The sequence below is a fragment of the Roseobacter sp. OBYS 0001 genome (genome assembly GCF_019654895.1).
In the GTDB taxonomy this organism is placed as follows: Bacteria; Pseudomonadota; Alphaproteobacteria; order Rhodobacterales; family Rhodobacteraceae; genus Roseobacter; species Roseobacter litoralis.
In genome coordinates this window covers 389,138-415,052 of record NZ_BPES01000004.1, presented here as the reverse complement: position 1 = coordinate 415,052, position 25,915 = coordinate 389,138, and the positions used below count along the sequence as shown (strand labels likewise).

General features: G+C 57.4%; 22 protein-coding genes. 6 read left to right on the top strand and 16 right to left on the bottom strand.

Going from position 1 to position 25,915, the window contains the following annotated elements:
- Positions 1–247 precede the first annotated feature (247 nt).
- Positions 248–766, top strand: coding sequence for a flavin reductase family protein (locus tag K5Q35_RS11840; protein WP_220799701.1), 519 nt, complete (start codon positions 248–250; stop codon positions 764–766).
- On the opposite strand, the gene K5Q35_RS11835 is transcribed toward K5Q35_RS11840, so the two are convergent.
- The 8 genes from K5Q35_RS11835 to K5Q35_RS11800 form a co-directional block, all read right to left on the bottom strand.
- A complete protein-coding gene (locus K5Q35_RS11835; protein ID WP_220799700.1) occupies positions 763–4,380 on the bottom strand; it encodes a translocation/assembly module TamB domain-containing protein in 3,618 nt (1,205 codons plus the stop codon). The two genes, K5Q35_RS11840 and K5Q35_RS11835, sit on opposite strands and share 4 nt — an antisense overlap.
- Entirely contained in the window at positions 4,377–6,191 is a 1,815-nt protein-coding gene (locus K5Q35_RS11830) for an autotransporter assembly complex family protein (protein WP_220799699.1), read from the bottom strand. The genes K5Q35_RS11835 and K5Q35_RS11830 overlap by 4 nt, the downstream gene beginning before the upstream one ends.
- Positions 6,192–6,360: 169 nt before the next feature.
- Complete coding sequence (locus tag K5Q35_RS11825; protein WP_220799698.1) at positions 6,361–6,756, bottom strand: DUF3307 domain-containing protein; 396 nt, start codon at positions 6,754–6,756, stop codon at positions 6,361–6,363.
- Positions 6,757–6,907: 151 nt separating this feature from the next.
- Positions 6,908–8,005: an ABC transporter ATP-binding protein gene (locus K5Q35_RS11820; RefSeq protein WP_013962071.1), complete on the bottom strand. Its 1,098-nt coding sequence runs from the start codon at positions 8,003–8,005 to the stop codon at positions 6,908–6,910.
- A 26-nt stretch (positions 8,006–8,031) separates the two neighbouring features.
- Positions 8,032–9,684, bottom strand: a complete 1,653-nt coding sequence (locus K5Q35_RS11815; RefSeq protein ID WP_220799697.1) for an alpha-glucosidase — start codon at positions 9,682–9,684, stop codon at positions 8,032–8,034.
- 14 nt (positions 9,685–9,698) lie between these two features.
- Entirely contained in the window at positions 9,699–10,823 is a 1,125-nt protein-coding gene (locus K5Q35_RS11810; protein ID WP_013962073.1) for a carbohydrate ABC transporter permease, read from the bottom strand.
- A gap of 3 nt (positions 10,824–10,826) precedes the next feature.
- Positions 10,827–11,807 carry a carbohydrate ABC transporter permease gene (locus K5Q35_RS11805; protein WP_013962074.1) on the bottom strand — a complete coding sequence of 327 codons (981 nt, stop codon included), beginning with the start codon at positions 11,805–11,807 and terminating at the stop codon, positions 10,827–10,829.
- A 75-nt stretch (positions 11,808–11,882) separates the two neighbouring features.
- The gene (locus K5Q35_RS11800; protein WP_220799696.1) at positions 11,883–13,235 is read right to left on the bottom strand and encodes an ABC transporter substrate-binding protein; all 1,353 of its coding nucleotides are present in this window, start codon (positions 13,233–13,235) and stop codon (positions 11,883–11,885) included.
- A 257-nt stretch (positions 13,236–13,492) separates the two neighbouring features.
- On the opposite strand from K5Q35_RS11800, the gene K5Q35_RS11795 reads away from it, so the two are divergent.
- Both K5Q35_RS11795 and K5Q35_RS11790 read left to right on the top strand, forming a co-directional pair.
- Positions 13,493–14,521 carry a LacI family DNA-binding transcriptional regulator gene (locus K5Q35_RS11795; RefSeq protein WP_374758613.1) on the top strand — a complete coding sequence of 343 codons (1,029 nt, stop codon included), beginning with the start codon at positions 13,493–13,495 and terminating at the stop codon, positions 14,519–14,521.
- Between the two features lie 14 nt (positions 14,522–14,535).
- Positions 14,536–15,849, top strand: coding sequence for a GH1 family beta-glucosidase (locus K5Q35_RS11790; protein ID WP_220799695.1), 1,314 nt, complete (start codon positions 14,536–14,538; stop codon positions 15,847–15,849).
- 99 nt (positions 15,850–15,948) lie between these two features.
- Here K5Q35_RS11790 and K5Q35_RS11785 read toward each other — a convergent pair whose 3' ends face one another.
- Positions 15,949–17,226: a cytochrome-c peroxidase gene (locus tag K5Q35_RS11785; protein WP_220799694.1), complete on the bottom strand. Its 1,278-nt coding sequence runs from the start codon at positions 17,224–17,226 to the stop codon at positions 15,949–15,951.
- A 9-nt stretch (positions 17,227–17,235) separates the two neighbouring features.
- On the opposite strand from K5Q35_RS11785, the gene K5Q35_RS11780 reads away from it, so the two are divergent.
- Positions 17,236–17,706, top strand: a complete 471-nt coding sequence (locus K5Q35_RS11780) for a tetratricopeptide repeat protein (RefSeq protein WP_011568513.1) — start codon at positions 17,236–17,238, stop codon at positions 17,704–17,706.
- Between the two features lie 31 nt (positions 17,707–17,737).
- On the opposite strand, the gene dctP is transcribed toward K5Q35_RS11780, so the two are convergent.
- From dctP to K5Q35_RS11750, 6 genes are all read right to left on the bottom strand, one after another.
- On the bottom strand, positions 17,738–18,796 hold the full coding sequence (dctP, locus tag K5Q35_RS11775) for a TRAP transporter substrate-binding protein DctP (RefSeq protein ID WP_220799693.1): 1,059 nt from the start codon (positions 18,794–18,796) through the stop codon (positions 17,738–17,740).
- A 25-nt stretch (positions 18,797–18,821) separates the two neighbouring features.
- Entirely contained in the window at positions 18,822–20,111 is a 1,290-nt protein-coding gene (locus tag K5Q35_RS11770; protein WP_013962080.1) for a TRAP transporter large permease, read from the bottom strand.
- Positions 20,112–20,702 (bottom strand): TRAP transporter small permease, encoded by a 591-nt coding sequence (locus K5Q35_RS11765; RefSeq protein ID WP_220799692.1) that lies wholly within the window; start codon positions 20,700–20,702, stop codon positions 20,112–20,114.
- A gap of 61 nt (positions 20,703–20,763) precedes the next feature.
- The gene (locus K5Q35_RS11760; RefSeq protein WP_220799691.1) at positions 20,764–21,273 is read right to left on the bottom strand and encodes a flavin reductase family protein; all 510 of its coding nucleotides are present in this window, start codon (positions 21,271–21,273) and stop codon (positions 20,764–20,766) included.
- Positions 21,274–21,302: 29 nt separating this feature from the next.
- Entirely contained in the window at positions 21,303–22,193 is an 891-nt protein-coding gene (locus tag K5Q35_RS11755) for an aldo/keto reductase family oxidoreductase (RefSeq protein WP_220799690.1), read from the bottom strand.
- Positions 22,193–23,347 (bottom strand): LLM class flavin-dependent oxidoreductase, encoded by a 1,155-nt coding sequence (locus K5Q35_RS11750; RefSeq protein WP_220799689.1) that lies wholly within the window; start codon positions 23,345–23,347, stop codon positions 22,193–22,195. Before K5Q35_RS11750 ends, K5Q35_RS11755 begins: the two co-directional genes overlap by 1 nt.
- Positions 23,348–23,444: 97 nt before the next feature.
- Here K5Q35_RS11750 and K5Q35_RS11745 point away from each other — a divergent pair, with 97 nt between their 5' ends.
- Both K5Q35_RS11745 and K5Q35_RS11740 read left to right on the top strand, forming a co-directional pair.
- Positions 23,445–24,152: a GntR family transcriptional regulator gene (locus K5Q35_RS11745; RefSeq protein WP_374758612.1), complete on the top strand. Its 708-nt coding sequence runs from the start codon at positions 23,445–23,447 to the stop codon at positions 24,150–24,152.
- A gap of 11 nt (positions 24,153–24,163) precedes the next feature.
- Positions 24,164–25,264: a Gfo/Idh/MocA family protein gene (locus tag K5Q35_RS11740; protein WP_220799687.1), complete on the top strand. Its 1,101-nt coding sequence runs from the start codon at positions 24,164–24,166 to the stop codon at positions 25,262–25,264.
- Positions 25,265–25,416: 152 nt separating this feature from the next.
- On the opposite strand, the gene K5Q35_RS11735 is transcribed toward K5Q35_RS11740, so the two are convergent.
- Complete coding sequence (locus K5Q35_RS11735; protein WP_220799686.1) at positions 25,417–25,878, bottom strand: DUF411 domain-containing protein; 462 nt, start codon at positions 25,876–25,878, stop codon at positions 25,417–25,419.
- Positions 25,879–25,915 lie beyond the last annotated feature (37 nt).

Genomic DNA, 25,915 nt, shown 5'->3' with positions numbered 1-25,915 from the left:
ACCGTCGTCACAGACCTCATCACAAACCGAATGAACAAACAGGACGCTTGATAAAGTGGATGGTTCGGGCGCAAAACATGCGCCCGAAGAACCTCCCGGTTTCGCGTGGCCGGCGATTGGATAAAGTCTGCCACGCGCCCCTTGCCCTGAAGGGTTTTGAATTTACATGACCTTTCTTCAGGCACGATGGGAAGTTCGAAATTAAAATGTGCGAAATCAAATCTCTGCATCAACAGCGGTTGCAAACGTGAGCGGGGCGCATTCGTTTGAGCCGACCTTGGATCATACCCGTGCACTGCGCGACGCATTCGGGTGTTTTGGCACCGGAGTGACAATCGTTTGTGCCCAAACACCGGACGGCCCTGTCGGTATGACGGCCAATTCGTTTTCCGCCATTTCGCTTGATCCACCGCTAGTACTTTGGGCACCGTCCAGCAGTTCAAAGCGGCATGCGGCCTTTGTGGCGGCCCAGCATTTCTGTGTCCATATTCTTGCAGCAGAACAACTGAAAATGGCCAAGCACTTTGCCAGCAATGGCACGGATTTTGACACCTTTGACTGGCACGAAGGACCCTTTGGTGCGCCAACACTCAAGGGCTGTCTGACAGAGTTTCATTGCGACACAGATGCCATCCATCCGGCTGGTGATCACTCACTCATTCTTGGACGTGTGCGCCATGTTGTGCACGATACCAGTGGCGGGAACGGACTGTTGTTTGATCAGGGTCGTTTTGGGCAGTTCACACCCGCTGTCATGCCGGATTAATAGTCCCGTTCGAAAAAGAAACCGACACTGCTGTCGCCGTCTTCGGCCACGGTCGCCTTGCCTTTTAGATCGCTGGTCAGATCGATATTCAGCGAAATATCCGTGCCCTTGTCGCTGTTGTTCGTTACATCCGTGTAAATCGTATCCGTGATGTATTTCCCCGCCGACACGGAGGTTGCACCGTCCTCATCGGTCGTGACGTCCAGCTCATCCAGTCCCGCACCGCTTCGCAAACCGCCAAGCACGTTGATGCCGCCACGGCCCGACAGTTGAGAGATACCATTCGCCAACTGCAAGGCCTGAAACGCCGAAAGTTCGGATACATACCGCCCGAACAGGATCAGCGACATCACTTCGTCTTCCGGGGCCTCCGGAATGGCGCTGAAGGTGATTTCCGGCTCATCGGCGAGACCATCTACGGTGATGCTGGCCGTGCCCTCGGGGGTGTCGGTGGTTGTGACAAAGCGAATGTAGGGTGTGACACTGCCCTGAAACTGGATGGACCCTTCATCCAGTTCAAAACGCTTGCCGATAATGTCCAGGCGACCACGGATCAGATCAAAGCTGCCTGACGAGATGATGTTATTGGTATCCCCGCGCACAGAAAGAGCGCCGCCCATTTCAGCATTTATGCCGCGCCCACGCACAAAGAGTTTCGAGGGGGCATTGATGTCGATGGCCAGTGGAAATGCCGGGGCATCGGCCCTTTCCTCTTTTTCTTCCTTTGGCAAAACCCCCGCATAGGACTGGGTTACCGTGGCGCGGCGCGTTGCACCAACATGGCGAATTTCGGGGATGGAGCCAATGGATGTGACCCCCGTGCCCGGCACGGTTATATTGACCTCTTTCAGATCAATCTGCCCTGCAATCCGTGCACCGCCCGTCAAGGGACCGTTCACGGTGATATCTGCGCCTACAGTGGCTGCGTACAAATTCGGATCAAGCAGAACAGCATCGCGCAGGGCCACCGTGAGATCGCCAATCAGACTGGCCAGATTGACAGAGCCGCCGACCTCAGCCCGTCCCCCCGTCACGAAATCCGCCGCCACATTCAGTTGCGCCGTGTTGCTGAGCAAATCGATGCGCGTGTTCAGGTTTTCGAGGCCAAGACGCAGGTTCGGGTCCGAAAACCGCGCGCCGCTGCTGGAGATTTGCCCACTCAGAGCCTCAAGCGACGGCGCACCCTGAACGGCGAGGTCAAATACCGCCTGCCCTTGCAGACTGCGGGGCGCCAGAAATGGACCCGCGAGTCCGAGTGGTAATTCACCGTCAATCTCCAGATCAACCGTGCTTGCATCCTGTGCTGCGGTGCCTGCAATTGTTGCGGTCATTCCGGCAGGCCCCACAAGCAGCGTGTCGACGGCCCAACCTTCGCCCGCGCGCGCCAAATCCCCCTTCAGCGCGAGGGGGCCACCAATGTCAGGCACCAGCACGCTCATATCGGGCAAGCTCGCGTCAAAGGTGACTTTCGCATCGGGCCCGGTGGCGAGGCCCAGAACCTCAAGCCGTCCATCAAAGGGTACGTCCGCTTTGACGTCGATCTGATAGCCTGCAGCCGACTGCCAAAGCCGCCCCTTTGCGGCAACCGGACCTTGTGCATCCGGGACAAGGGGCTGAATTTCCGGGATCGAGACGTCAAAACTCAGATCAGCGTCCGGCCCGGTCGCCAGCCCCGAAACAACAGCGCGCGCATCGTAGGGCGCATCGATCGCCGCCTCGATCTGCCATCCCTCTTGTGACTGTGTCGCATCAGCGTCGAGCGACAAAGGCCCCTGATACTGCGGCGCGATAAGGGCGACATCCGATAGCCTGACGCGCGCGACCACCTCACTGCCCATGCTGCGCAGCGCCGCATCCGCTGTCACATCCAACGCATCGTTCTGCAGCGACAAGTCCCGCACAAAAGTCCCCGTAGCGTCGCGCGCCGCACCAAGAGAGAGTTCGGTGCGTCCTGTCAGCAACGCGTCAGCTTGGGGAATATCTACGATAATATCCTGCGCCGTTCCTGCGATCTTGACATCAAACATGCTGGACAGCGGGACAACGCTCCCGGCCACCGATAAATCGGCAGCACCACTCAGGGGCCGCCCTGCAAGCCCTGCAAAGCGCGATAAATCCTGCGTCACCACAGCTAGATCAAAGTTTGTCGGAAAGCCATTGTCCAACCCTTCGATCTCAACATCGCCGTCCAGCCCGAAATCGGGACCCGACAGGGACAGGTTCGTAATCTCGATTGGCTGGCCTTCGACATAGTTGATGGTGGCAAAGCCGTTGATTGCATCGCCCAGAGCCTGCGCCGTGCTCTCATCGCTAAGTTCCACACCGGTTGCATCCAGACGCAGATCCGTCACAAAACGACCGATACTGTCCACACTGCCATCCAAAGTGCCATCAAGGATGAGGTCAATGCTGGCAATCTGTGCGGCCTCATGCTGCAGATTATCGATGTCAAAAACACCCTTGAACGCATCGCCCGCCTGCGCGTCGAAGGATATATCAAGACCAATAGATCCAACCGTAATACCCGCATCTGAGCCGGGCAAGACAACGTCTTGTCCATCCTGCGCGATCAGGCCTTTGACATCGACAAAGCTTGGCCACATATCGCTATTGAGCTGGACTTTACCCGTCAGATCAACAGCCTGCGCGCCGATGCTAAAGTTCTGAACATCAATTGAACCGTCGGCCACCAGCAGTGTTTCGACCTTCAGCGCAACATCAGGACCAAAGAAGTCATGATACTCGGGCGCGATCAGAGATGTGATGTCGCCGCCAAGATCAGCACGTATCCGGCGATCAGGTCCCGCGTCGGCGATGGCACTTTCTTCGGCGCGCAACGCCACCTGCCCGGCGAGACGCGGCTGTCCCGCAGTCGACAAAGCTATATCGGCGGTGAAATCATCCAATGGACCAAGACCGGCGACACTGAGGTCAACCGAGGGTCGATCAGGCAGGTTGAGCAATTTCGCCGTAATGCCATCCGCCGCCTCTGACAGTGTCAGGTTCAGATCGATCTCAGCGCCGTCACGTTCGACGTTTGTGCGCAGGGCGAATGTGCCTGCGACCTCGTCGATACGGTCGGCCAAAAGGTCCAGAAACAACCCCTCATCATCCAGACGCGCGCTCGCTTTCAAGGACAGGCGCGCCGCCGCGCCAAGAATGGGTTCTCCAAGGTCAATTTCTGACACTTCAAACGCGTCGATATTGATGGACACCGGCAGTTCAGGCAGTTGCAGACTGAATTCTTCGGCCTCGGCGGACGGTATCTCGACGGGTTGCTCTTCGGCGATGGGCAGGCGTGCCACTTGCAGAGACCGTGCAGTCAGGCTGTCGACCTTGAGGCGTCCGCGCAGCAAGGCGGTGCGGCTCCAGATCAGCGACACCTCTTCCAGCGTCAGCCAGATGCCCTCGGCATCGGCAATCGTCATGGTGTCGAATGTCGCCTCCGAACTCAGCGCACCGGCAAAGCCGACGATGTTCACCTCACGCCCGGCACCCGATAACGCACCCTCGATGGTGCGTGTCAAAAAGCCACCACCGTCTTCGTCATCCTGTGCCGCGAGCGACAGCGGCAACAGCGTCAGTGTGACAGCAATGATCAGAAGATATCTCAAAACGAATGACCTATTCCGAAGTAAAGTTGGAAGTTCTCTCCATCCGTATCACCACTTGTCGGCACCCCGACATCAAAACGCAACGGCCCAATCGGTGTTTCATATCTGATACCGATGCCTGCACCACTGTGCCACTCGCCCGATCCATCCGGAAATGATTCCTCACCGATGTAGCCTGCATCTACAAAGCCAACATACCCAAGACTGCCAGTGGTGCGCAAACGCACCTCAGCGGACAGCCCGAGGAAAGAGCGGCCACCCACAATGTCACCGCCACCCACATCAACGCCAAGGGATTCAAAATCCTGCCCCCGCACCGTGCCCCCGCCCCCTGAATAGAACAGGAAGTCCGCAGGTGCATCGCGCAAGGAAGGTCCGACCAAAGACCCCAGTTGCGCCCGCAGCGCAAGCGTTGTGGGGCTGGTTTCGCCAGCGGTCAGATAGGTGCGAAAATCCAGTTCAGAGAGCAAACCGTTGTCAGTACCTGCGATGGCAACAAATGGCGTGAGCTTCGCATCCGCGTAAAAGCCGCGCCGCGCGTCAAGCTCATTGTTGCGATAATCATAGGTCCCGCCTACGGGCAAAAGAAAAATCGTGTAATCGCTGTCGCCAAAGGCGTCTTCGGTTATGGCGCGGCTAAAGCCGAGACCGAAACGGTATGTGTGCTCATCCGTTGCAAAATACGTAAACCCTGCGCCTACAGAAACACGCCGGGAAAAGTAATTTGGTTCATCTTCCTGCTCGACCTCGCCCAAGGCAAAAAAGTTAATGTCTTTTCTGAAGGTCGCGGGTCGCTCAAAGCGCGTCCCGAGCAAATAATCGATCCCCCCGGTATCGCCCCCAATACCGCCGATTTCGGCATCAAAACGCAAGCTTTCTGCCCCGCCAAAAATGTTCCGGTGCAGCCAGAAACCACTCAGTGTGACGCCTTCGATGGTCGCAAATTCACCGCCAAAGCCCAGACGACGGGGTTTGTTATCCGCCACGCGCAAATTGATCGGCAGCGTGTCGCCGGTGTCTGAAACCTCGCCCTCGATCATTGCGACGGAACGGAAGGCACCTGAGCGCCGCAAACGCGCTGCGGCATCCTTGATCTCTTCGGGGGAAAACTGCTCGCCCTCTGGCAGGCCTGCGATTTCTATGATCCGCTCGCGTCTGACCGCGGACTCGCCACGCACGCGCAATGCGCCAAAGGTCAGCTTGGGACCGGGATCAATCCGTACCTTGGCGTCAATTTCAGCGCTGCGGTGGCGGGCCGTGATTTGCTGATCCGTGACCTCGGCCTTGGCGTGCCCCTCGTCGCGCCACCCCGACACCGCCGATGCCGCTGCGGATTGCAACGAGGTGATGCTCGCCGTTTCGCCGTTTTTCAACGCATCGGGCAGCGTCATATTCTGGCTCAGCGGGCTTATCTCAACAGTGCCAAACCGGAATTGACGCCCCGGATCAACGCTGATGGTCGCTTTGGATACGCGCGCAGGCGGGGTAACCGCGAGAATGGAGGCGGCTTCGCGACCATCCAGCTTGATCTCGATCGTCGGGCCGAAATAACCCTTGCTATAGAGCACCGCGAGCAATCGACGATAATCCGCCTGTGCCGATGACACGATCTCGCGCACATCCGGCGTTTCCTCCAACAGCGATTGCTCGATCAAAAGCGAGCCACCTTCCAGCTCAGCGGCAAGCTCTTCGTCCAGAGGGCCCGAAAGCGTCGCTTCATACGCTAAGGCAGATCCGCCGAAACCGATGCAAAGTGCCGACGCGAGCGCATAGATATTCCAAGTGCCCCAAGACGCGTTGCACATCGCCATATTATTTCTGCTCCCCCTTGGAAACGCATCTGACATCTACATGTTGGGGTCAGGTTACGCCCAGATGCTAGGCTTATAGCGTCAAACCGCAGAGCGCTGCAAACAGTCTCCCCGCCGGAAAACGCTCTTTTTTGGATTTTTATCTGCCGTGAATGGGCCGCCCTGAGGGCTAGGCGCCGATCCCGTAGGTCAGCCAGCACCAGACCATGATGATATAGGTCAGCTGATGCAAGGCCTGATCAGCCCCCGTTGCCCGCCAATAGGCAGCGTCGTCAGGCGTTAGCTTGCGCGTCGCCGTGTAGCGCCCTTTCGCCCAATCAATGTGGAAATGCGCAATCCATTCGCCAACAGCCATCAAGAGGACCAGCACCAGCGGTGCACCCATAACAAGAAAGGCCAGAGCAGAGCCCGCAGCATGAACACCTGCATGCAACAACCGCCCCCCATGCAGATAGATATGCCGTCCGTCCAGCATTGATCGGGTTTGCAGGAAATAATCGGCAAACATGTGTTTTGCTTGCAGCAAACAGAGGAGAATAATCAAAGCCCCAAGAACATCGCTCAAACCAATCCCCTCTCGGACCTGAAACAAAGTCGTAAAATAAACGTACCATACAACCAGTAAATGCAGGCTGCATACAATTTAACGGGGAAAATTACATCCTATTTCCCGTCACAATCAAATTATTGCACGGGGATGGCGCAAACACCAAAGGTTAACGATAAAGAAGTGACTGGCCATTCTGGAACAAGTGTACTTTTGCGGCATGTGCGGTCATTTTCATCTGTGACCCTTTCACGCCCGCATGGATACCTTGCAGTTTGCCTATGACCGCTGCTTCATCCGCCCCACTCTTCTCGAAGTAAAGCTGCGTCACCTCACCCAAGGCTTCAACGATTTCAACTTTGCCAGCAAAGGCATAATCGTCGTGATCGGTGGCGATCATATCTTCGGGACGAATGCCGACGTTCACGTGCGCGCCGCGGTCGCTTTCGGTGGTCGGGATATTCGCCACGATTGTGCCCTGTCCTGTTTCGACACGCACCTTGGTAACCTCACCAGGTTCGACGATCTCTCCGGGCAGCAAGTTCATGGCCGGTGAGCCAATGAATTGCGCGACGAACTCATTTTCGGGCCGCTCATATAGTTCAAGCGGTGTGCCGACTTGCGCAATGCCCTTGTTGGCCAGCACCACGATACGGGTTGCAAGCGTCATCGCCTCCACCTGATCATGTGTCACGTAGATCATGGTCGAATTCGGCATGCTTTCTTTGAGCTGCGCAATTTCGATCCGCGTGGCGACGCGCAAGGACGCATCCAGGTTGGAGAGCGGTTCATCAAAGAGATAAACCTTGGGGTCGCGCACAATCGAGCGCCCGATGGCCACCCGCTGCCGCTGCCCGCCAGACAGCGCCTTGGGCAACCGGTCAAGGTATTCATCCAATTGCAGCACCTTGGCGGCGCGGCTGACTGCTGCGTCAATCTCGCTGGGAGATTTCTTGGCCAGCTTGAGGGCAAAGGCCATATTATCGCGCACGGTCATATGTGGATAAAGCGCGTAGGACTGGAACACCATCGCAATGCCCCGCTGCGCTGGTGGGACGTCATTCATGCGCTGACCATCAATCAGCAATTCGCCTGCCGTGATCTTTTCGAGCCCGGCGATCATGCGCAGCAATGTCGATTTTCCGCACCCTGAGGGGCCAACAAAGACGATCAACTCCCCTGTTTGAATGTCCAGATTGATGTCCTTGAGTACCTCAACGGTACCACCATAGGCCTTGCCAACGTCAGTCAGATTGAGATTTGCCATATCTTACGTCCCTCCCAAGACGCGGGTTAGTCTTGTTTCTTCGCGAGGCAGACCTGCCACGGCCCAAAGTGCAATTGGCCCTGGGGTGACGCACTGGCGCTGCCCAGTTCCTGTCCGATCACCTGCCAGGTGCCTTTGGGCATCTGGTGCAACGACGGCGTGTCCGACATGTTGAACGCGCAATAGAGCGTCTGACCGTCATATTCGCGGGTGAAGTGCAACACATCCCCGTTGGCCTGCACGCCGCCGTGTGACCCTTTGGTCAACGCAGGGTGTTCGGCGCGAAAGGCAATCGCATTACGGTAGTGATGCAGCAAGGAGCCGGGTTCGGACTCCTGCACCGACACGGCATGATTGAGGTGTTCATGGCTGACCGGCAGCCAAGGGTAGCCTTCGGAGAAGCCGCCGTTCTGGTTGGACATTTCCCAGACCATGGGCGTGCGGCACCCGTCCCGGCCCTTGAAATCAGGCCAGAAGGTGATGCCATAGGGGTCTTGCAGGTCCTCAAAAGCGACATCCGCCTCAGACAGGCCCAGTTCCTCGCCCTGATACAGACACACCGACCCGCGCAGACACATTAGTAGGGTCGCGAACAGCCGTTCAGCAGCCGGTGGCAATTCCCATCTGGTGGAATGGCGCATCACGTCATGGTTGGAAAACGCCCAGCAAGGCCACCCATCTTGCCCGACCACATCCAGTTCAGCAAAAACCTCCGCCACGCGGGCGGCATCCAGTTTGGTCTTGGACAGGAACTCAAAGGCATAGCACATATGCACCATTTCAGGCCCCGAGGTATAGGCCCCCAGCAGTTCCAGACCCCGCTGAGCATCGCCCACTTCGCCGACGCAGGCCGCTGCAGGGTATTCATCCAACAGCGCCCGGAAGCGTTTGAGAAAGGCGATATTCTCAGGCTGGTTCTTGGAATAGAGATGTTCCTGATGGTTGTAGGGATTGACCGAGGGCGCGATGGTATCATTGCGCTGCTCGGGCGGCAGGGCCGGATTGTCGCGCAGATCTTTGTCCGCATAGTAAAAGTTGATCGTATCAAGGCGGAAGCCATCCACCCCCCGATCCAGCCAGAACCGTGTCACATCCAGAAGCGCGTCCTGCACATCCGTGTTGTGGAAATTCAGGTCAGGTTGTTCGGTCAGGAAGTTGTGCAGGTAATACTGCTGGCGTCCCGCATGCCAGTGCCACGCAGGCCCGCCAAAGATCGACAGCCAGTTGTTGGGCGGTGTGCCGTCCGGTTTGGGATCAGCCCAGACATACCAATCCGCTTTGGGATTGCTGCGGCCTGACTTGCTTTCGATGAACCAAGGGTGCTGGTCCGAGGTGTGGCTGAGCACTAGGTCAATCATCACCTTCAACCCGTGATGATGCGCCGCCTCAACCAGCACGTCAAAATCCGCCAGCGTGCCAAACATCGGGTCAACATCGCAGTAATCGCTGACATCATAACCGAAGTCTTTCATCGGCGAGGTAAAGAACGGTGAAATCCAGATTGCATCAACCCCGAGCGAGGCCACATATTCCATCCGCTGCGCGATCCCGATCAGATCACCTATCCCGTCGCTGTTGCTGTCTTGAAAACTGCGCGGATAAATCTGGTAGATGACAGCACCCCGCCACCAGTCCTTGTCGACTGCACTCAGGTGCAGATTGTGTTCCATCTTTGCCATGGAGCGTTTCTTTCTTACTTGACGGAGCCGGCCAGAAGACCGCGCACCAGATAGCGTTGCATTGTGAAAAATACGATCAGCGGCACAGCGATTGAGATAAACGCCGCCCCCGCCAGAATGCCCCAGTCCCCGCCGCGCGAGCCCAGAAGGTCATCGGCAATTTTCACCGTCATGACCCAGCTTTCCGAGTTCGAGGGCAAAAACACCTTGGCCACCAGCAGGTCATTCCAGACCCAGAGGAACTGAAAGATCGCAAAGGACGCAAGGGCCGGAAAGCTCAGCGGCAGCACGATCTTGGTAAAGACCTGAAAATCGGTCGCGCCATCGACTTTCGCAGACTCGATAATATCGCGCGGCAGACCCACCATATAATTTCGCAACAGATAAATCGCGAGCGGCAGGCCGAAGCCCGTGTGTGCCATCCAAATCCCAAGGAAGCTCTGCCCGATGCCGACCTGATTATGAAACTGCAACAGCGGCACCAGCGCCAGTTGCAAAGGCACGACAAGCAGCCCGACGACCATCGCGATCAGGAAACCGCGTCCCTTGAAATCCATCCACGCAAGCGCGTAAGCCGCAAAGGCCGCGATCAGGATCGGGATGATGGTGGCAGGGATCGTCACGGTAAACGTATTGATAAAGGCCACATCCATGTTGTTGGAAAACAGGATCGTTCGATAGTTATCCAATGAAAAACTCGGCGGCGTGGCGCTGGAGTAATAAACGCTTGGATCGCGCGTTATTTCATTGGGGTTCTTGTAGATGAAATCTCCGTTTGCTTGGACAGTCAGCGAGCGGTCCCGGCGCAGATCGGCGGTTTCTCCCGGTGCAAAGGCCGTCGGGGCCGAACGTGTGCCACCAAAGCGGATCACCTCATTCTCGCCACCCGAAAAGATATTGCCCTGAATGACGAAATAATCACCGTCGCGCACGGCCTCTTCAGCAGAGATGCGCGCCTGAAAATTCTGCTCCACCGCGAAGGGGGACAACCACCAGCCCGTTGCCGTGATCTGATCCCGGTCGCGAAAGGAGGAGACCAGCAGCCCCACCGTAGGGATCAACCAGAGCACCACCAGAAACACCACCGAGATATTGACGGCCCACCCGAGCGAAGACTTCGTTCCAGCTATATTATCCATGGCTTACCTCATCTCCGCACGGGCTTGACGGATGTTCCAGATCATCACCGGCAGCACGATGATCATGATGACAAAGGCCACCGCCGTGGCGCGCCCGTCATCCCGGAACATATAGGACATCATGTAACTGGGCAGGATTTCAGTGCCGAAATTGCCGCCTGTCATGGTGTAAACAATATCGAAAACCTTGAGCACGAGGATGGTGATCGTCGTCCAGACCACGACAATGGTGCCCATGATCTGCGGCACCTTGATCTTGAAAAAAACCTGAAACGGGTTGGCACCATCAATGATTGCGGCCTCAACCGTTTCTTCGGGAATTCCGCGCAACGCGCCGGACAGGATGACCATGGCAAACCCGGTCTGGATCCAGATCAGGATCACCATCAGAAAGAAGTTATTCCAGAAGGACACCTGCAAGACGTCCAGCGGTTCCTCCGCGCCCAGCATATCGCGTATCGCGTTGATCAGGCCAATATCGGCGTTGTTGGCATAAACGAATTTCCAGATCAGTGAGGCGCCCACGAATGAAATCGCCATTGGCATAAAGATCAGCGATTTAGCTATGTTGCCCCATTTGAGCCGGTCCGTCAGCTGCGCCACCAGCAGGCCAAGGAACGTGGCCCCCGCGGGCACGATCAGAACCCAAAGGAAGTTGTTGAACAGTGCCACCTGAAAGCCGTCATCGTTGAACATGACCGCGTAATTGCCAAAGCCGATGAATTCATCGCCTGACCGGTTGTACAGCGAGCGCCAGAATGAACCGACCACCGGATAGACAAGATAAAGCCCCAAGGCCGCCATCGCCGGAAACAGAAACAACCATGGCCGCACAAGGTTGGCACGGTTGATGTTGATCCCGGGATTGTCGCCTTTGGCCGGGAAAATCACTTTGTCGAGGATCAGGTTCGAAAAATAGAAGTATCCGACACATCCACCGACACCGATAAAGATGGTCAACATACCTTGCACGAGTGGTGACATATCAGACGCTCCCCGGAGTGAAATATGATCTGTCCGGCAGGCTATTCCTGCCGGACAGAGTGATCTGGGCGGTGACTACTGGATCGCGTCCCAGCGGTCCTGAATGCCCTTGGCGACTTCTGCGGCCGGCGTGCCGGTGGTGTAATCCACCATGCCCGTCCAGAAAGCGCCCGCACCGATTTCGCCCGGCATCAGGTCGGATGCGTCGAACCGGAAGGTGGTCGCGCCCAGCAGGATTTCACCCTGCGCCCGCAGGCTGTCATCGATATAGGTTGCGGGGTTCACGCCCTTGTGCGGCGTAAGGAATCCGCCCTGCGCCATCCAAAGCTCATGGCTGATCGGCGTTTTCAGGAACTCGATCATCGCGTTTGTCGCCTCTGAGGGGTTGGTGATCGCAAAGAGCGCCCCTGCCCCCAGAACCGGCTTGCCAAGGTCTTTGCTCTCATAGGCCGGGAAGTAGAAGAAATCGACATCTTCGCCCGCCTCGGTCCCTTCCGGGAAAAACGCCGGGATGAAAGACGCCTGACGGTGCATGTAACATTTCGGCGGGATCGAGAAGAGACCGGTCGGGCTATCTCGGAAATCCGTGTTCGCCACCGCTTCGCTGCCGCCATCCACATAGTCATCATTCAACGCGAAATAGCCGAATTCCTCCATGGCTGCGATGACCTTGGGATCGTCAAACTTCATCTCATTTGACACCCATGCATCGTAATCCTCGGGGGACTGTGTGCGCAGCATCATCTCTTCGACCCAATCCGTGGCAGGCCAGCCCGTCGCAGCACCTGAACCCAGACCGATGCACCATGGTGTGCCGCCATCCTCGACGATCATGTCGGTGAGGTCCTTGAGTTCTTCCATCGTTTCAGGAATGTCGTACCCGGACTCGTCAAAAGCAATCGGGGAGTACCAGACCAGCGATTTCACATCGACGCGGTAGAACAGGCCATAGATGTCCTCAACACCCTGATCATTGGCGTAGGTGCCCAGATCAACCCACGACTGACCGGCGGCGAAGTTCTCAGCAACCCAATCCGCTGATCCCTCTGGCAGCGGCGTTAAAAGGCCCTGGCTTGCCAGATCGGCAGCGAGGCCCGGTTGCGGGAACGCAGCAAGGTTCGGCGCAGAACCGGAACGGGTGGAAATTACGATGTCCTGTTCAAAGCTGTCTGAGCCGGAATAGGTGACTGTCGCCCCTGTGGCGCTTTCGAAATAGGAAAAGACGACGTCGACCTTTTCCTTTTCATTGCCGGTCCAGGCACCGGTGATCTCGACCGTCTGACCGCTCAGGTCGTATTTCTCTGCGAAAGCTTCGTAGCTGTCCCAGTTGAAATCGCCCTCACCGACGGCAAAAGGCTGTTGCCCCTGAGCGTATGCCGCACCTGCGAATAAAGCCAGCGCCGCCGCGCCGGCGTAAAACCGTGCCATTGTGATGTCCTCCCGTTGAGCCGGTGTCTTCACCGGTCTCGATTGTTGCTCTGTCGGCGCTGCAAGAATCGTCTCAAAGCGCTTTGGATGGTTAAAACGTGACCTATGCGTGCAATTCTGTCAACTCGCGTTATCGATTTGTCACAAATTTCTCAAAGCGCTTTGAGAATGGCCCGGCTAATGGCATGTTGTTCGGTGACTCGATGCATGTGCGCATCGAACATACCATCACGTTATGCTATCAACAGGCCGGGACTTTGAACCTAAGAGAATTGTCAAAACAACTGAAACTGTCACAAACAACGGTCAGCCGCGCTCTGAACGGATACCCCGAAGTTAATGAGGCGACCCGCAAGCGTGTCACCGAAGCTGCGGAAAAGTACCAATACCGCCCCAATGTGCGCGCCCAGACGCTTGCCACCGGAAAATCCAAATCGGTGGGCCATGTGATCCCGCTGTCCAAGCAAAGCGAATTGGTCAATATGGTGTTTTCGGATTTCATGGCCGGTGCGGGACTGGTCTATGCCGAGCATGGGTACACCATGACCCTGTCGATTGTTCGGGATGACGATGAACTGGACGCCTATAGCGCCTTTGCTGAAAGAGGCGCGGTGGATGGTGTGATCGTGCAGGGTCCGACCTGTGACGATCCCCGCATTGCGCGTCTGCTCAAGTTGAATATCCCCTTTGTTGTACACGGGCGCGCGTCCGGGATTGAGACCCCCTATGCCTGGCTGGACGTCAACAACCATCGCGCCATCAAAGCGGCGACGCAGAGCCTGATTGACCTGGGCCACCGCCGTATCGGCCTGATCAACGGGCGCGAGCAAATGGACTTTGCCCTGCGCAGGCGGGCGGGCTATGAGGCGGCACTGGCAGATGCGGGCATCCCAGCGGACCCTGCGCTGACGCGTTCAGGCGATATGTCAGAGCCCAATGGATATACAGCGGCATGTGAGGTTTTGGCATACCAGAACCCACCCACGGCTTTTGTTGCCTCCTCTATCGTCATCGCATTGGGCGTGAAACGCGCCATCGAAGAGCACGGGCTGACAATCGGAAAAGATGTGTCGGTGATCTGTTTTGATGACGATATTTCCTATCTGCCCAATGCTGGTCGCACGCCGCAGTTCACGGCGATGCGGTCTTCTGTGCACGCGGCCGGCGCGCGCTGTGCGACATTGCTTCTTGAGCGGATCAAGACGCCCGGTGCGCCGCCATCATCTGAGCTATGGGAAGCCGAATTTGTCCAAGGGGCCTCTACCGGACCCGGACCTCACGCATAAAGGCCTGTCTTATCATGGATTTTTCGCGCTCCACCTTTCCGCAAGATTTTCTGTTTGCCGCTGCGACATCCAGCTATCAGATCGAAGGACATGGGTTCGGGGGCGCTGGCCCGACGCATTGGGACACATTCGCCGCAACGCCGGGCAATGTGGTGCGGGCAGAACATGGGCAGATCGCTTGCGATCACTACAACCGCTGGGAGGAGGACCTCGATCTGATGCAGGCGATGGGCCTTGATGCCTATCGCTTTTCCACAAGCTGGGCGCGTGTCCTGCCTGAGGGGCGTGGCACGGTGAATCAGAAGGGGCTGGATTTCTACGACCGCCTTGTTGACGGCATGCTGGCGCGTGATCTGAAACCTATGGCGACGCTTTACCACTGGGAACTGCCCGCTGCATTGGCGGATCTGGGGGGATGGCGCAACCCTGATATTGCCCATTGGCTTGCCGATTTTGCCACCATTGTGATGGAACGCATCGGCGATCGCGTCTTTAGTGCCGCCCCGATAAACGAGCCATGGTGCGTTGCATGGCTGTCCCATTTCATGGGCCTGCAAGCCCCGGGTCTGCGCGATATTCGCGCCACCGCCCATGCCATGCATCACGTGTTGACCGCGCATGGGCGTTGCATTCAGGCCATGCGCGCCATTGGCATGAACAACCTCGGCGCCGTGTGCAATTTTGAATATGTACAAGCCGCAACTGACACGCCCGAGGCGTCGGAGGCCGCGCGCCGCTATGAGGCGATTTACAACCGCTTTTTCGTGGGCGGGCTGTTTCAGGGGGCCTATCCAGATGAGGTGCTCGAAGGGCTCGGGCCCCATATGCCCAAAGGCTGGGAAGATGATTTTGACCTGATCGGGCAGAAACTCGACTGGTTCGGTGTCAACTATTACACCTGCAAACGGATTGCGGCGGACAGCGGCCCATGGCCATCGCTGCGCGAGGTCGAAGGGCCGCTGCCGAAAACCCAGATGGGTTGGGAGATTAAACCTGAAGGCCTTGAGCATATCCTGACGTGGTTACAACAAAACTACACCGGCGCACTGCCGCTTTACGTAACGGAAAACGGCATGGCCAATGCCGATGACACCACCACCCCCGATGACGCGCGCATGGACTATCTGGATGCACATCTTGCAGCCTCCCAACGCGCCATCGCGGTGGGCGTGCCCTTGGCGGGCTATACGTTCTGGTCCCTGATGGACAATTACGAATGGTCGCTGGGCTATGAAAAACGCTTTGGTCTGGTGCATGTGGATTTTGACACGCTGCAGCGCACGCCCAAGGCATCCTATCACGCAATTGCCCGTGCGTTGGCGCGTTAAAGCGTCATGCGAAAAACCTGAATCACGTAACGCTGCCTGAAATCAAAGATTTCAACGCGTTACGTGATACCCGATGTTTCAGGTATTTCGTCAGACGCTCTAAGGCACGAAATCCGGCGGTATGCCAAACGCCGGCGTATTGACGCTTGCCCCGGTCAGCGCATGCATGAAGGCGACCAACTGCGCGATTTCAGTATCCGTCAGGTGCATGGGTGTCACCGCTATTGCCCGTTCCTGTCGGGCCATTTCCAATGCGTCAGCGCCCAGAATGAAATCCGTTGCCGCCAGCCACGCAATATCGGGAAGCTGCGCCATGTCACGCTGCCATGCAGCCCTTGCCCCCGCCGGGTCCAAATGATGGCGAATAATCCCTTCAAGCGTCGGATAGGCACCGTTGTGCCCATAAGGGGCGGTCAAAGCCACATTGCGCAGCATCGGCGTGCGAAAAGCATAGGCATCGCGCAGCCGGTTGCTTTCGGCCATGCGCCCCACATCGCGGGCGTAAGGATCGAATGCGCGCGTGCGCCCCGGCCCGAATACCGGCAGGCCCAAGGCATGAAACTTCTGATCACTCATCAGCGATCCCGCGTGGCAGTCAGCGCAAGCGGCTTTGCCGTAGAACAACGCCATCCCCGCCCGTTCACCACGGTTCAACGCCGCCTCATCCCCGGCAAGATAGGCGTCAAAGGGGCTGTCGGTGCTGCGCCATTCCAGCGCCATGAAGGCCGCCAGCGCATTTGCGATGTGCACGATGCTGACCTGCTGCGCCGTGTCGATCTCGTCAAAGGCCGCCACGAAGGCCGGCCCATAGTCAGCATCCGTGCGCACCCGTTTTGCAAGGATCGGCCATGCCGCATCAATGCGGTCATGCACAGCGCCGATTACGTCATTCTCGCCCGGATTACCCGCCATTTCGAACTGGGCCACGAGGGGGAACAGCGCCTGGGCGGCCAGCAGCGAATTCAACCCTTCGGGCAACCACTCCTGCGCGGGTGAATTGAACCCGTTGCCGTAGATATCTGACAGGCTCAGCCGCCCGTCATGGAACATCGTGTGCAGATCACGCGCACCCAGATTCCACAGGCCCGGCGCATTGCGTGGGATGCGTTTGGCAACCCGATCCGCGCCCGCACCGGGCGTGCGATCAGGCCCCACCCCCTGCCCGCCCTCACCGATCCCCAGGGACAGCCCGTCGCCCGTGCCAAATTCCGGATGATGGCAATGAGCACAGGTGATATTGCGATTGCCCGACAGGATCGGATCATAAAACAGCGCTTGCCCAAGCGCGGCTTGTGCTACGTCAAATTCGATGAAATCCTCGTCCGTCAGCGGCGGTGGTAAATCTGCGGCTGCGGCAAGTGATGCAAAACAGGACAAAACGACCCCATGCGCACAATAGCTTTTGCCCTCGCTCTTTTGGCCACGCCGGTCGCGGCGGAATTGGAAGCGGCGCGCGATCTGATGGATGCGGGTCGATTTGACGAGGCCTATGCGGCGCTTTGGCCCGCTGCGCGTTCGGGCAATGCCGAAGCGGAGGAACTGATCGGTGTCATCTATGCCATGGGTCTGGGACGGCCCCGCGATGACCAGCGCGCGTTTGAATGGTATTTGCGCGCGGCCATGAAGGGCCATCCCGGTGCGCAATCGGGTGTCGGCTGGTATTACGAAGTGGGCCGCGGCCTGCCCGCACCGGACCTTATGCGCGCCTATATGTGGTACACGCTTTCCGCGATTGGCGGGGACCCTGACGCGGCAATCAGCCTTGAAGAGGTTGCCAAGAAAATGACGGCGGAAGAAATCAACAAGGCCCATGTTCTCGTCGCTGACTATAAGGTGTGGATGTATCCGTTCAGATGATCGGGGCGACCCGGAGGCCGCCCCGTTGTGGTCAATTCAGATCGGCAGCACGCGCGGCACCCACTTCGGCTTCGGCCTGCGCCACAGCCTCTGTCAGCGCGTCGAATATTTCATCCCCGCGCCCCACATTGGCTTTGAACCAGTCGAACACAGGGGCGGCTCCCTCTTTGAAGGCCGCTTTCTGCTCAGGCGTGGGCACGTAAAGATCACCGCCATCGGCCACGAATTCCTCATAGGCCGCGATGGATTTGCGCTTGGGCGAGGCAAAAGTCGCCTGCTGCAGCGCATAAAACCCATCCACGACCACCCGGCGCATATCCTCTGGCATGCCGGTGAATTTCGCGTTGTTCATCCACCACAGCGCGCCCATGTAGGCATGCCCATCCAGCGTGACATATTTTAGCCCGGCGTCCGGAAATTTCATGCCCATGATATCCGTGATGCCGTTCTTGGACCCCTCAACCACGCCGGTCTGAAAGGACGTGAAAAGCTCAGGCCATGGGATCGGTGTCGGGGCCGCACCCAGCGCTTTGACCAACTCCTGCGGCAAATCCGCGACAACCGTACGGATTTTCAAACCTTCCATATCAGAGGGCTCAGCGATGCGGCGTTTGGTGTTGGCAAAGTTGCGCCACCCACCGGTATTTCCAATCGTCATCAGGCGGATCATGTCGCCTGAATCCTCCAGCGCCATCGCCCGCATAGTACGGGTAAAATCACCCGACAGCACATGTTCGGCAATGCGGTCGTCCGCCATCAGATAGGGCAGATCAAGCACTTGCACGTAAGGGAAGATGCCCGACGCGCCGCCGGATGTGGAGACATAAACGTCAATCGTGCCATCCGCCACGCCTTGCAGACATTCAGCCCCATTGCTGCAGAGCTGCGTGCCGATGAAAAGTTCAACCGCGATGGCGCCGTTTGACGCGGATTCCACATAGTTTTTGAACACGACGAGACCGTCGTAGTCTTCATCGTTTTCGTTGGAATTGGCGGTGGCGCGGATCGTATATTCCTGCGCCTGTGCCGCAATTGTCGTACCAGCGAGCAAAGCCGCAAGGAGTGCGCATTTCAGGGTTTGTTTTATCATTTATTCCTCCCAGTTGGATGATGTGTCAGTTGGCAAAGCCCGTCAGTCGCGGGATGGTCATGGAAATTGCCGGTATGTAGGTGATCAGGAAAATCACCACGATTTCGACCGCCAGAAACGGCAGGATCGCCTTTGAAATCGCCTCGACCCGCTCGCCCGAAACCGAGGAGGCGACAAAGAGCACCAGCCCCATCGGCGGCGTGGCCAGCCCGACGGTCAGGTTCACGCTCATGATGATGGCAAAATGGATCGGGTCCACGCCAAGGCTGACAAAAATCGGCCCCAGAATTGGCCCAAGGATGATAATCGCAGGCCCCGCATCCAAGAACATCCCAACCGCAAAAAGCAAAAGGTTGATCAAAAACAGCAGGATGAGCGGGTTGGACGTCAGGGCCAATACAAATTCGGCCATGGCTTCGGGCGCGTGACTGAGGCTGACAACGGTTTTGAACGCCATCGCCGCACCCACCAGCAACAGCACAACCGCCGATGTGAGCCCCGCGCGGCCCAACACATCCGGCAACTCGCTCAGCTTGAGGCTGCGCATCACGAACAGGCCGATGAAAAGCGCATAGGCCACGGCCACCGCCGCCGCTTCGGTCGGGGTAAAGACGCCTGCCAGAATACCGCCCAGAATGATCACCGGGGTCAGCAAGGGGAAAAACGCCTTGAGGCTGGCCTGCCCGCGTTCGCCCCATGTGTGCTTTTTGGTGGCGACAGGAAAATCATATTTGTCGGCCATGATCTTGACCATGAACATCAGCCCAAGGCCCACCATCACCCCCGGAACAATGCCCGCCAGAAACAGGGCGGCGACACTTTCGCCCATCACATAGGCATAGATGATCATGATGCCCGATGGTGGGATGATCGGCCCGATCACGGAACTTGCCGCTGTGATCGCGGCGGCGAATTTGCGGCTATAGCCCTGTTTTTCCATCGCGGGGATCAACATCGATCCCAGTGCGGATGTATCGGCCACAGCTGACCCCGAAAGCCCGGCGAACAGCATGGAGGACAGGATATTCACATGCGCCAACCCGCCGCGAAAATGCCCCATCATGGCCTGACTGAATTCAACCAGACGCATGGTGATCCCGCCCCGGTTCATCAACTCTCCGGCCAGCATGAAGAAGGGGATCGCCATCAGCGGAAAGCTGTCCATCCCGTTATAAACATTGCGATAAAGCAGTGTGATGTCCTTTTCCTGCCCATTCAGGTAAAGCAACAGACCCGGTGCTGCGAGCAGGCCAAAAAAGACCGGCAACCCGATGAGCAGAAACAGTAAGAAGAGTGGCAGAAACCAGACCAGCATCTATTCCGCCCCTATTTTTTCATCGAGCGGGATTGTCGGCAAACTGTCAGCCCCGCCCAGCATTTTGACAATTGCCCGCAGGATCAGTTCCACGTTGACAGATATCAGCATGATCAGTCCGACCACCAAAGAGGCCATCATCCAACTGCGCGGCACCCGGAACCAGCTTTCCAAGCTCAAATCAGTTGGAACATAAAGGGACGCAGTTGCGAACCGTCCTGCAAAACCCGTAACCTCGGACCACCCGATCTGCACGGCCACGACAAGCACGGCAAGGCTGACAAAGAGCAGGAAGAGCGCCAGAAGGCTGCCCAACAGTTTGGGCAAAAGGATCACCAGCGTGTCAATCGCCACAAACCCACCCCGGCGGAATGCGGTGGGCGCCATAAGACCCGTCATCCATAACATGCAAAAACGCGCCGCCTCGTCTGGCCATGGCAGGGCGCTGTTGAGAACATACCGAAAAAACACCTGCACCAGAATCGCGATGACCATCGCTGCGACGGCGAAAATTCCGATCGCACGGCCAATGGCCAACACGCTTTCGTTGATCATCCGAAGCGGTGCAAGCACCAGCAGCAGTGCCCCCATGAATGGGCCTCCTCCCTGCAACCGACATTCTGCCGGTCGCGCGCGGGTGTCCCCGCAGTTTTTATACGTTGGCTTTTTCAACCTCTTTGTCAAATTGTCCGAACGTGCCTTGCGAAAATATCAGTGGCGCGCCCTGCCTGAAGGCCGCGTGGCGTACCAAACCCACCATGATCGAATGATCGCCTGCATCGTGGAAACCATAAGTTTCGCATTCAAACCGCGCCAGACAGCTATCAAAAACCGGGACACCCCGGTCGCTGCGGGCAGTATCAACGGAATCAAACGCCGTGCCCGAGCGCGCAAACGCAAGCGCCAGTTCTTTTTGCTCTGCCTCAAGCACATGAATGGCAAAATCAGTGGCATCAACAAACAGCGCATAGCGGCTGGATGATTTCGCCGGGCACCACAACACCAGCGGCGGTTCCATTGAGACGCTGGTAAAGGAATTGGCCGTCATGCCCACCGGGCCCTCCGGTGTATTGGCCGTCACGATTGTCACACCTGACGAAAAGCGCCCCAGCGCGTCACGGAACATGCGGTGATTGTCGTCTGTAGGGTCGAAGTGCAGCATTGCCGTTCCTTGACTGGTTCCATCCGGCATCAAGGCACCTCATGCCCGTTCGCGGCTTCAAAAAGCTCAAACCACGTCTGGCGATCCATCTCAACCTTCGTTGCATCACTGAAGGTCGCAATGCGCGACAGTGTGTTGGTGCCCATCACCGGCAAAATCCCCGATGGATGCGCCAGCAGCCATGCAATTGCGACCGCTGCGCGATCAACGCCTTGCGCCTGTGCGACTTTATCCAGCGTGATCGCTGGTTTGGTCTGCTGTGTCATCAGGCTGCCACCGCCCAAGGGCGACCATGCCATCGGACGTACGGCATGTTGTTGCGCATGCGCCAGATCCCCGTTGGTGAAACTGTCGCGCGCCGCAAGGCTGAGTTCGAGTTGATTGGTCACAAGGGGATGTTTCATATGCGCCTGCAGCAAATCCCAATCCCAGGGTTTGAAATTCGACACGCCCGCCGCTTTGATCTTGCCACTGTCAATCAACGCATCAAGGGCCCCGCCCGTTTCGCGCGCATCCATCATCGGGTCCGGGCGGTGGATCAGCAAAACATCGATCTGTTCAATGCGCATGTTGGACAGCGATGCCTCCACCGATGCCGTGATATGGGCCGCGGATGTATCGTAATACTTGACCCGGGCGTCAGCGTATTTGCCCACCGGCGCGACGATATCGCATTTGGTTACAACCTCCAGCGTGTCGCGCAAACCTGGGCTTTGCTGAAATGCGGCCCCAAGAACCGCCTCCGCTGCATATCCGCCATAGATATCGGCCTGATCCAGAGTGGTAATGCCCTGCGCAAGACAAGCGTCGATCTTGGCCCGCACATGCGCCGGTGATGTATCGCTGTCATCGGCCAGACGCCACATGCCATAAATGATCCGGCTGACGTCGACATCAGCGGACAGATTTACCCGTTCCATCAGCGGCGTTCTCCTGTTCCAAGCGGCGTTGCGGGGCATGTGTCAGGCACCCGACCATAGGCATGCGGCAACGAACATGTTTCCAGCTCAGGCAGCACGAGCCGGCCAAAGTGTTCCGCCTCATCAATATGCGGATAACCCGAAAAGATGAATGCCCGCATGCCCATTTTGCGGTAGGTTTCAATCTCGCTGAGCACCTGATCGGCCGAACCAACCAAAGCGGCGCCACATCCGGACCGCGCGCGCCCGATCCCAGTCCACAGATGCGGCTCGATATAGCCGTAATCGTCTGCGATATCGCGGTTCTTTGATTGATGCGCGACGCCCAGTGACGCTGCATCCAAAGCCCGTTCGCGTATTTTGCGCCCCTGTTCATCGTCAAGCTTTGACACGATGTATTCGGCATATTCCTGCGCTTCGGCTTGCGTGTCGCGCACGATCACATGTACCCGCAACCCGTAATCCAGCGTCCTGCCCCGCGCGGCCGCGCGATCATGCACCGCCCGCATTCTGTCTGCCAGAGCATCTTTCGGCTCCGGCCACATCAGGTAGACGTCGCAATATTCAGCGCATAAATCCAGCGCATCCGGGGAATAGCCCCCGAAATACAAGAGCGGCCCGCCCGTCTGATAGGGTTTGACCGGATCGGTGGTCAGGCCTGAAAAATTGTAGACTTCACCGGCATGGTCAATCTGATCGCGGGTCCAGGCCTGTTTGAGGATCTGCACGACCTCACGCGACCTCTGATAGCGATAGGAGCTGGGTTCTTTCTGGCCCGGAAAGTCAGATGAGATGATATTGACCGTCAAGCGGCCCTCCAGCATGTGATCAAGCGTGGCGAGGGTGCGCGCGAGCATGATCGGCTGCATCTCGCCACAGCGCACCGCCGCCAGCAGATTGATGTTTTGGGTGATCGGCGCGCATCCGGCCACAAAGCTCAGCGTGTCCTGACCGACCTGATAGGAGGAGGGGCAAAGTATGTTGCGAAACCCCTGCGCCTCTGCCGTCTTGACGATGTCCGAACAATGCGCCCAGCTGGAGCGCAAATCACCGTCCGGCACACCCAGAAATTGATAATCATCCGAGCAAAGTGCGGAGAACCACGACACTTCTGCAGCCATCAGGTCGGCGGATGTAATCGGTACAACGGTCATCTTTGCACTCTCTGAAGCGTGTCGTATTTTCCTTGAATAGCACTGCAAAATATGTAGATCAATCATATATCAATTTTAACTCACCCCAGTGGTCCGTTTGAAAAACCCAAGCGATACGCGCGGCGCTTTGCCCAAATACATCCAGCTTAGCGAACTCATTATTCGCGAGATTGATGCTGGTCGTTTGCTGGACGCAGAACGCCTGCCCCCCGAACGCGAAATGGCGCGCAGCTATGGCGTCTCCATCGGCACGCTGCGCAAGGCGCTCGCGGAACTGCATGACAAAGGATTGTTGGAACGCGTTCAGGGGTCTGGCAACTACATCCGCAAAGGCCACAATCCATGCGGTGTATATGCCATGTTTCGTCTGGAACTGCCGGCCGGCGGCGGGCTGCCAACTGCGCGCGTCCTATCAATTGCGGTCATGGAAAAACCCACCACTCTGTCCCGGTTTGGGCGTTCGGAAAAGGCCACGCGCATCAGACGTCTGCGCTACCTGAACGACATCGCAATCGCCGTCGAAGAGATCTGGCTGGATGCGGCGGTTGGTACATTGAACGCGAATGCAGTTTCTGATTCCCTGTATCAAACCTATTTGAAACAGCTCAATCTATGGATAACCCGCGCCGAAGACCGGGTATCAATTGGCAGTTTTCCGAATTGGACACCTTGCGATTTTGCCCGCATGGATCATGCCTGCGGATATATCGAGCGTTATGGCTGGTCGGATGAACACAAACCGGTCGAATTCTCGCGCACATGGTTTGACCCGGACCGCGCTGTATATGTGCAGCGCTTGAAATAAGGAAATGCCCGATGACCCAATTGGTAAGATACGGCATCATTGGCTGCGGCATGATGGGACAGGAACACCTGCGAAATATCGCCCTGTTAGACGGCGCATGTGTCAGCGCGATTTTTGAACCAGATGCAGCAATGCGCCAAACGGCCAAAGACATCGCACCAAAAGCTGCCTTTTTTCCGTCCGTCAACGCCATGCTGGGGTCAGCCGATATTGATTGCCTCGTTATTGCCAGCCCCAATTACTGCCACGCCGATCAAATCGTCGAAATCGCCGCCATGCGCCCCCTGCCCCTTCTTGTTGAAAAACCCCTGCTGACTGACCCCGCCCATATCGCGCGGCTGACGCAAACGGCAGAACGTTACCCAGCCCCGATCTGGGTCGCGATGGAGTATCGCTACATGCCGCCGATCGCTGCCTTGCTGGAGCGTGCTGAGACCGTGACCGGTGGCATAAAGATGCTGAGCCTGCGCGAACACCGGTTTCCCTTTCTGGAAAAGGTGGGCGATTGGAACCGGTTCAATGCCAACACGGGCGGCACATTCGTGGAAAAATGCTGCCATTTCTTTGATCTGATGCGGTTGGTCTTGCGGCGCAATCCCGTGCGCGTCATGGCAAGTGCCGCGCAATCCGTAAACCATCTGGACGAGCGCTATGACGGCAAAACCCCCGACATTATTGACAATGGATATGTCATTGTCGACTTCGATGGCGGCGCACGGGCGATGCTGGAACTCTGTATGTTTGCGGATGGCGCGAGATATCAGGAAACCATTTCAGCCGTCGGGCCGGACGGGAAAATCGAAGCTTTCGTACCCGGGCCGACGCGTTTCTGGCCCGGTGATCTGGGCGCCCCGCCCGTCCCCCTGATCGAAATCAGCCCCCGCCTGTCAAAACAGATCGAAGTGCATGAAATACCTGTCGATCCGGTGCTGCTCAACGCGGGGGATCACAATGGGGCCACCTATTTTCAGCATCAAAAGTTCATGGCGCTTGTGCAGGGCAGCAACACAAAAACGGAGGTGTCCTTTAGCGATGGCCTGTGGGCTGTGCGCATGGGGATGGCCGCGCAGCGCTCTGCGTCAACCGGGCAAGCTGTCACCCTTGAGGGCTGAGCTTTCTGTGGAGATACACCTACGGGGTGCACCTCTCGGCCAAGTCGCGCGTGGCGATGTCACTCAAACAACAGCATTCGGATGACCTTTGTCCGTCCGTTGCGTTGATCCGACCTGCACTGGGGCCGTGTGCTGCGGATATGTTTCACCCCTCAGCCGTGTCGCGCAAAGACCTCGGTCATACCGTTGGGCAGCACCAGCAGCGTGTCATAGGCGTCGCGCTGGTTGCCCATCTCCATCCCCGGTGAGCCAAGCGGCATGCCGGGCACCGTCAGTCCAAGCGCATCGGGGCGCTGTGACAACAGCCGCTGGACATCTGTGCCCGGCACATGGCCCTCGATGAAATAGCCCGCGATAAAGGCCGTGTGGCAGGAACTCAGCTCCGGTGTGACACCTGCGCGGGCCTTCATCGACCAGAGCGTTTCCTGATCGACATCACGGGTCTCAACCTCAAACCCTGCTTGGGTCATATGCTCGACCCAGGCGGTGCAACATCCACAGGTCGGTGATTTGAAAACCTCAATCCGGGCCGACATCGCACGTGCCGGAGAGGCGAGCATCCCGGCCCCAAGGCCGGAGGCGAGACTGGAAAAGATAAAGCGTCTGCGGTTCATTTTATATCTCCTGATAGGTAAGTTTGTCAGATGGCGC

What these genes read in the sequence shown, in the direction of transcription:
- K5Q35_RS11770 (WP_013962080.1), bottom strand. Translation starts at nt 20,111, where the DNA reads ATGCTGGTCTGGTTTCTGCCACTCTTCTTACTGTTTCTGCTCATCGGG.
- K5Q35_RS11760 (WP_220799691.1), bottom strand. Translation starts at nt 21,273, where the DNA reads ATGCTGCACTTCGACCCTACAGACGACAATCACCGCATGTTCCGTGAC.
- K5Q35_RS11790 (WP_220799695.1), top strand. Translation starts at nt 14,536, where the DNA reads ATGGATTTTTCGCGCTCCACCTTTCCGCAAGATTTTCTGTTTGCCGCT.
- K5Q35_RS11750 (WP_220799689.1), bottom strand. Translation starts at nt 23,347, where the DNA reads ATGACCGTTGTACCGATTACATCCGCCGACCTGATGGCTGCAGAAGTG.
- dctP (WP_220799693.1), bottom strand. Translation starts at nt 18,796, where the DNA reads ATGATAAAACAAACCCTGAAATGCGCACTCCTTGCGGCTTTGCTCGCT.
- K5Q35_RS11735 (WP_220799686.1), bottom strand. Translation starts at nt 25,878, where the DNA reads ATGAACCGCAGACGCTTTATCTTTTCCAGTCTCGCCTCCGGCCTTGGG.
- K5Q35_RS11815 (WP_220799697.1), bottom strand. Translation starts at nt 9,684, where the DNA reads ATGGCAAAGATGGAACACAATCTGCACCTGAGTGCAGTCGACAAGGAC.
- K5Q35_RS11800 (WP_220799696.1), bottom strand. Translation starts at nt 13,235, where the DNA reads ATGGCACGGTTTTACGCCGGCGCGGCGGCGCTGGCTTTATTCGCAGGT.
- K5Q35_RS11765 (WP_220799692.1), bottom strand. Translation starts at nt 20,702, where the DNA reads ATGGGGGCACTGCTGCTGGTGCTTGCACCGCTTCGGATGATCAACGAA.
- K5Q35_RS11820 (WP_013962071.1), bottom strand. Translation starts at nt 8,005, where the DNA reads ATGGCAAATCTCAATCTGACTGACGTTGGCAAGGCCTATGGTGGTACC.
- K5Q35_RS11805 (WP_013962074.1), bottom strand. Translation starts at nt 11,807, where the DNA reads ATGTCACCACTCGTGCAAGGTATGTTGACCATCTTTATCGGTGTCGGT.
- K5Q35_RS11740 (WP_220799687.1), top strand. Translation starts at nt 24,164, where the DNA reads ATGACCCAATTGGTAAGATACGGCATCATTGGCTGCGGCATGATGGGA.
- K5Q35_RS11830 (WP_220799699.1), bottom strand. Translation starts at nt 6,191, where the DNA reads ATGGCGATGTGCAACGCGTCTTGGGGCACTTGGAATATCTATGCGCTC.
- K5Q35_RS11810 (WP_013962073.1), bottom strand. Translation starts at nt 10,823, where the DNA reads ATGGATAATATAGCTGGAACGAAGTCTTCGCTCGGGTGGGCCGTCAAT.
- K5Q35_RS11755 (WP_220799690.1), bottom strand. Translation starts at nt 22,193, where the DNA reads ATGGAACGGGTAAATCTGTCCGCTGATGTCGACGTCAGCCGGATCATT.
- K5Q35_RS11780 (WP_011568513.1), top strand. Translation starts at nt 17,236, where the DNA reads ATGCGCACAATAGCTTTTGCCCTCGCTCTTTTGGCCACGCCGGTCGCG.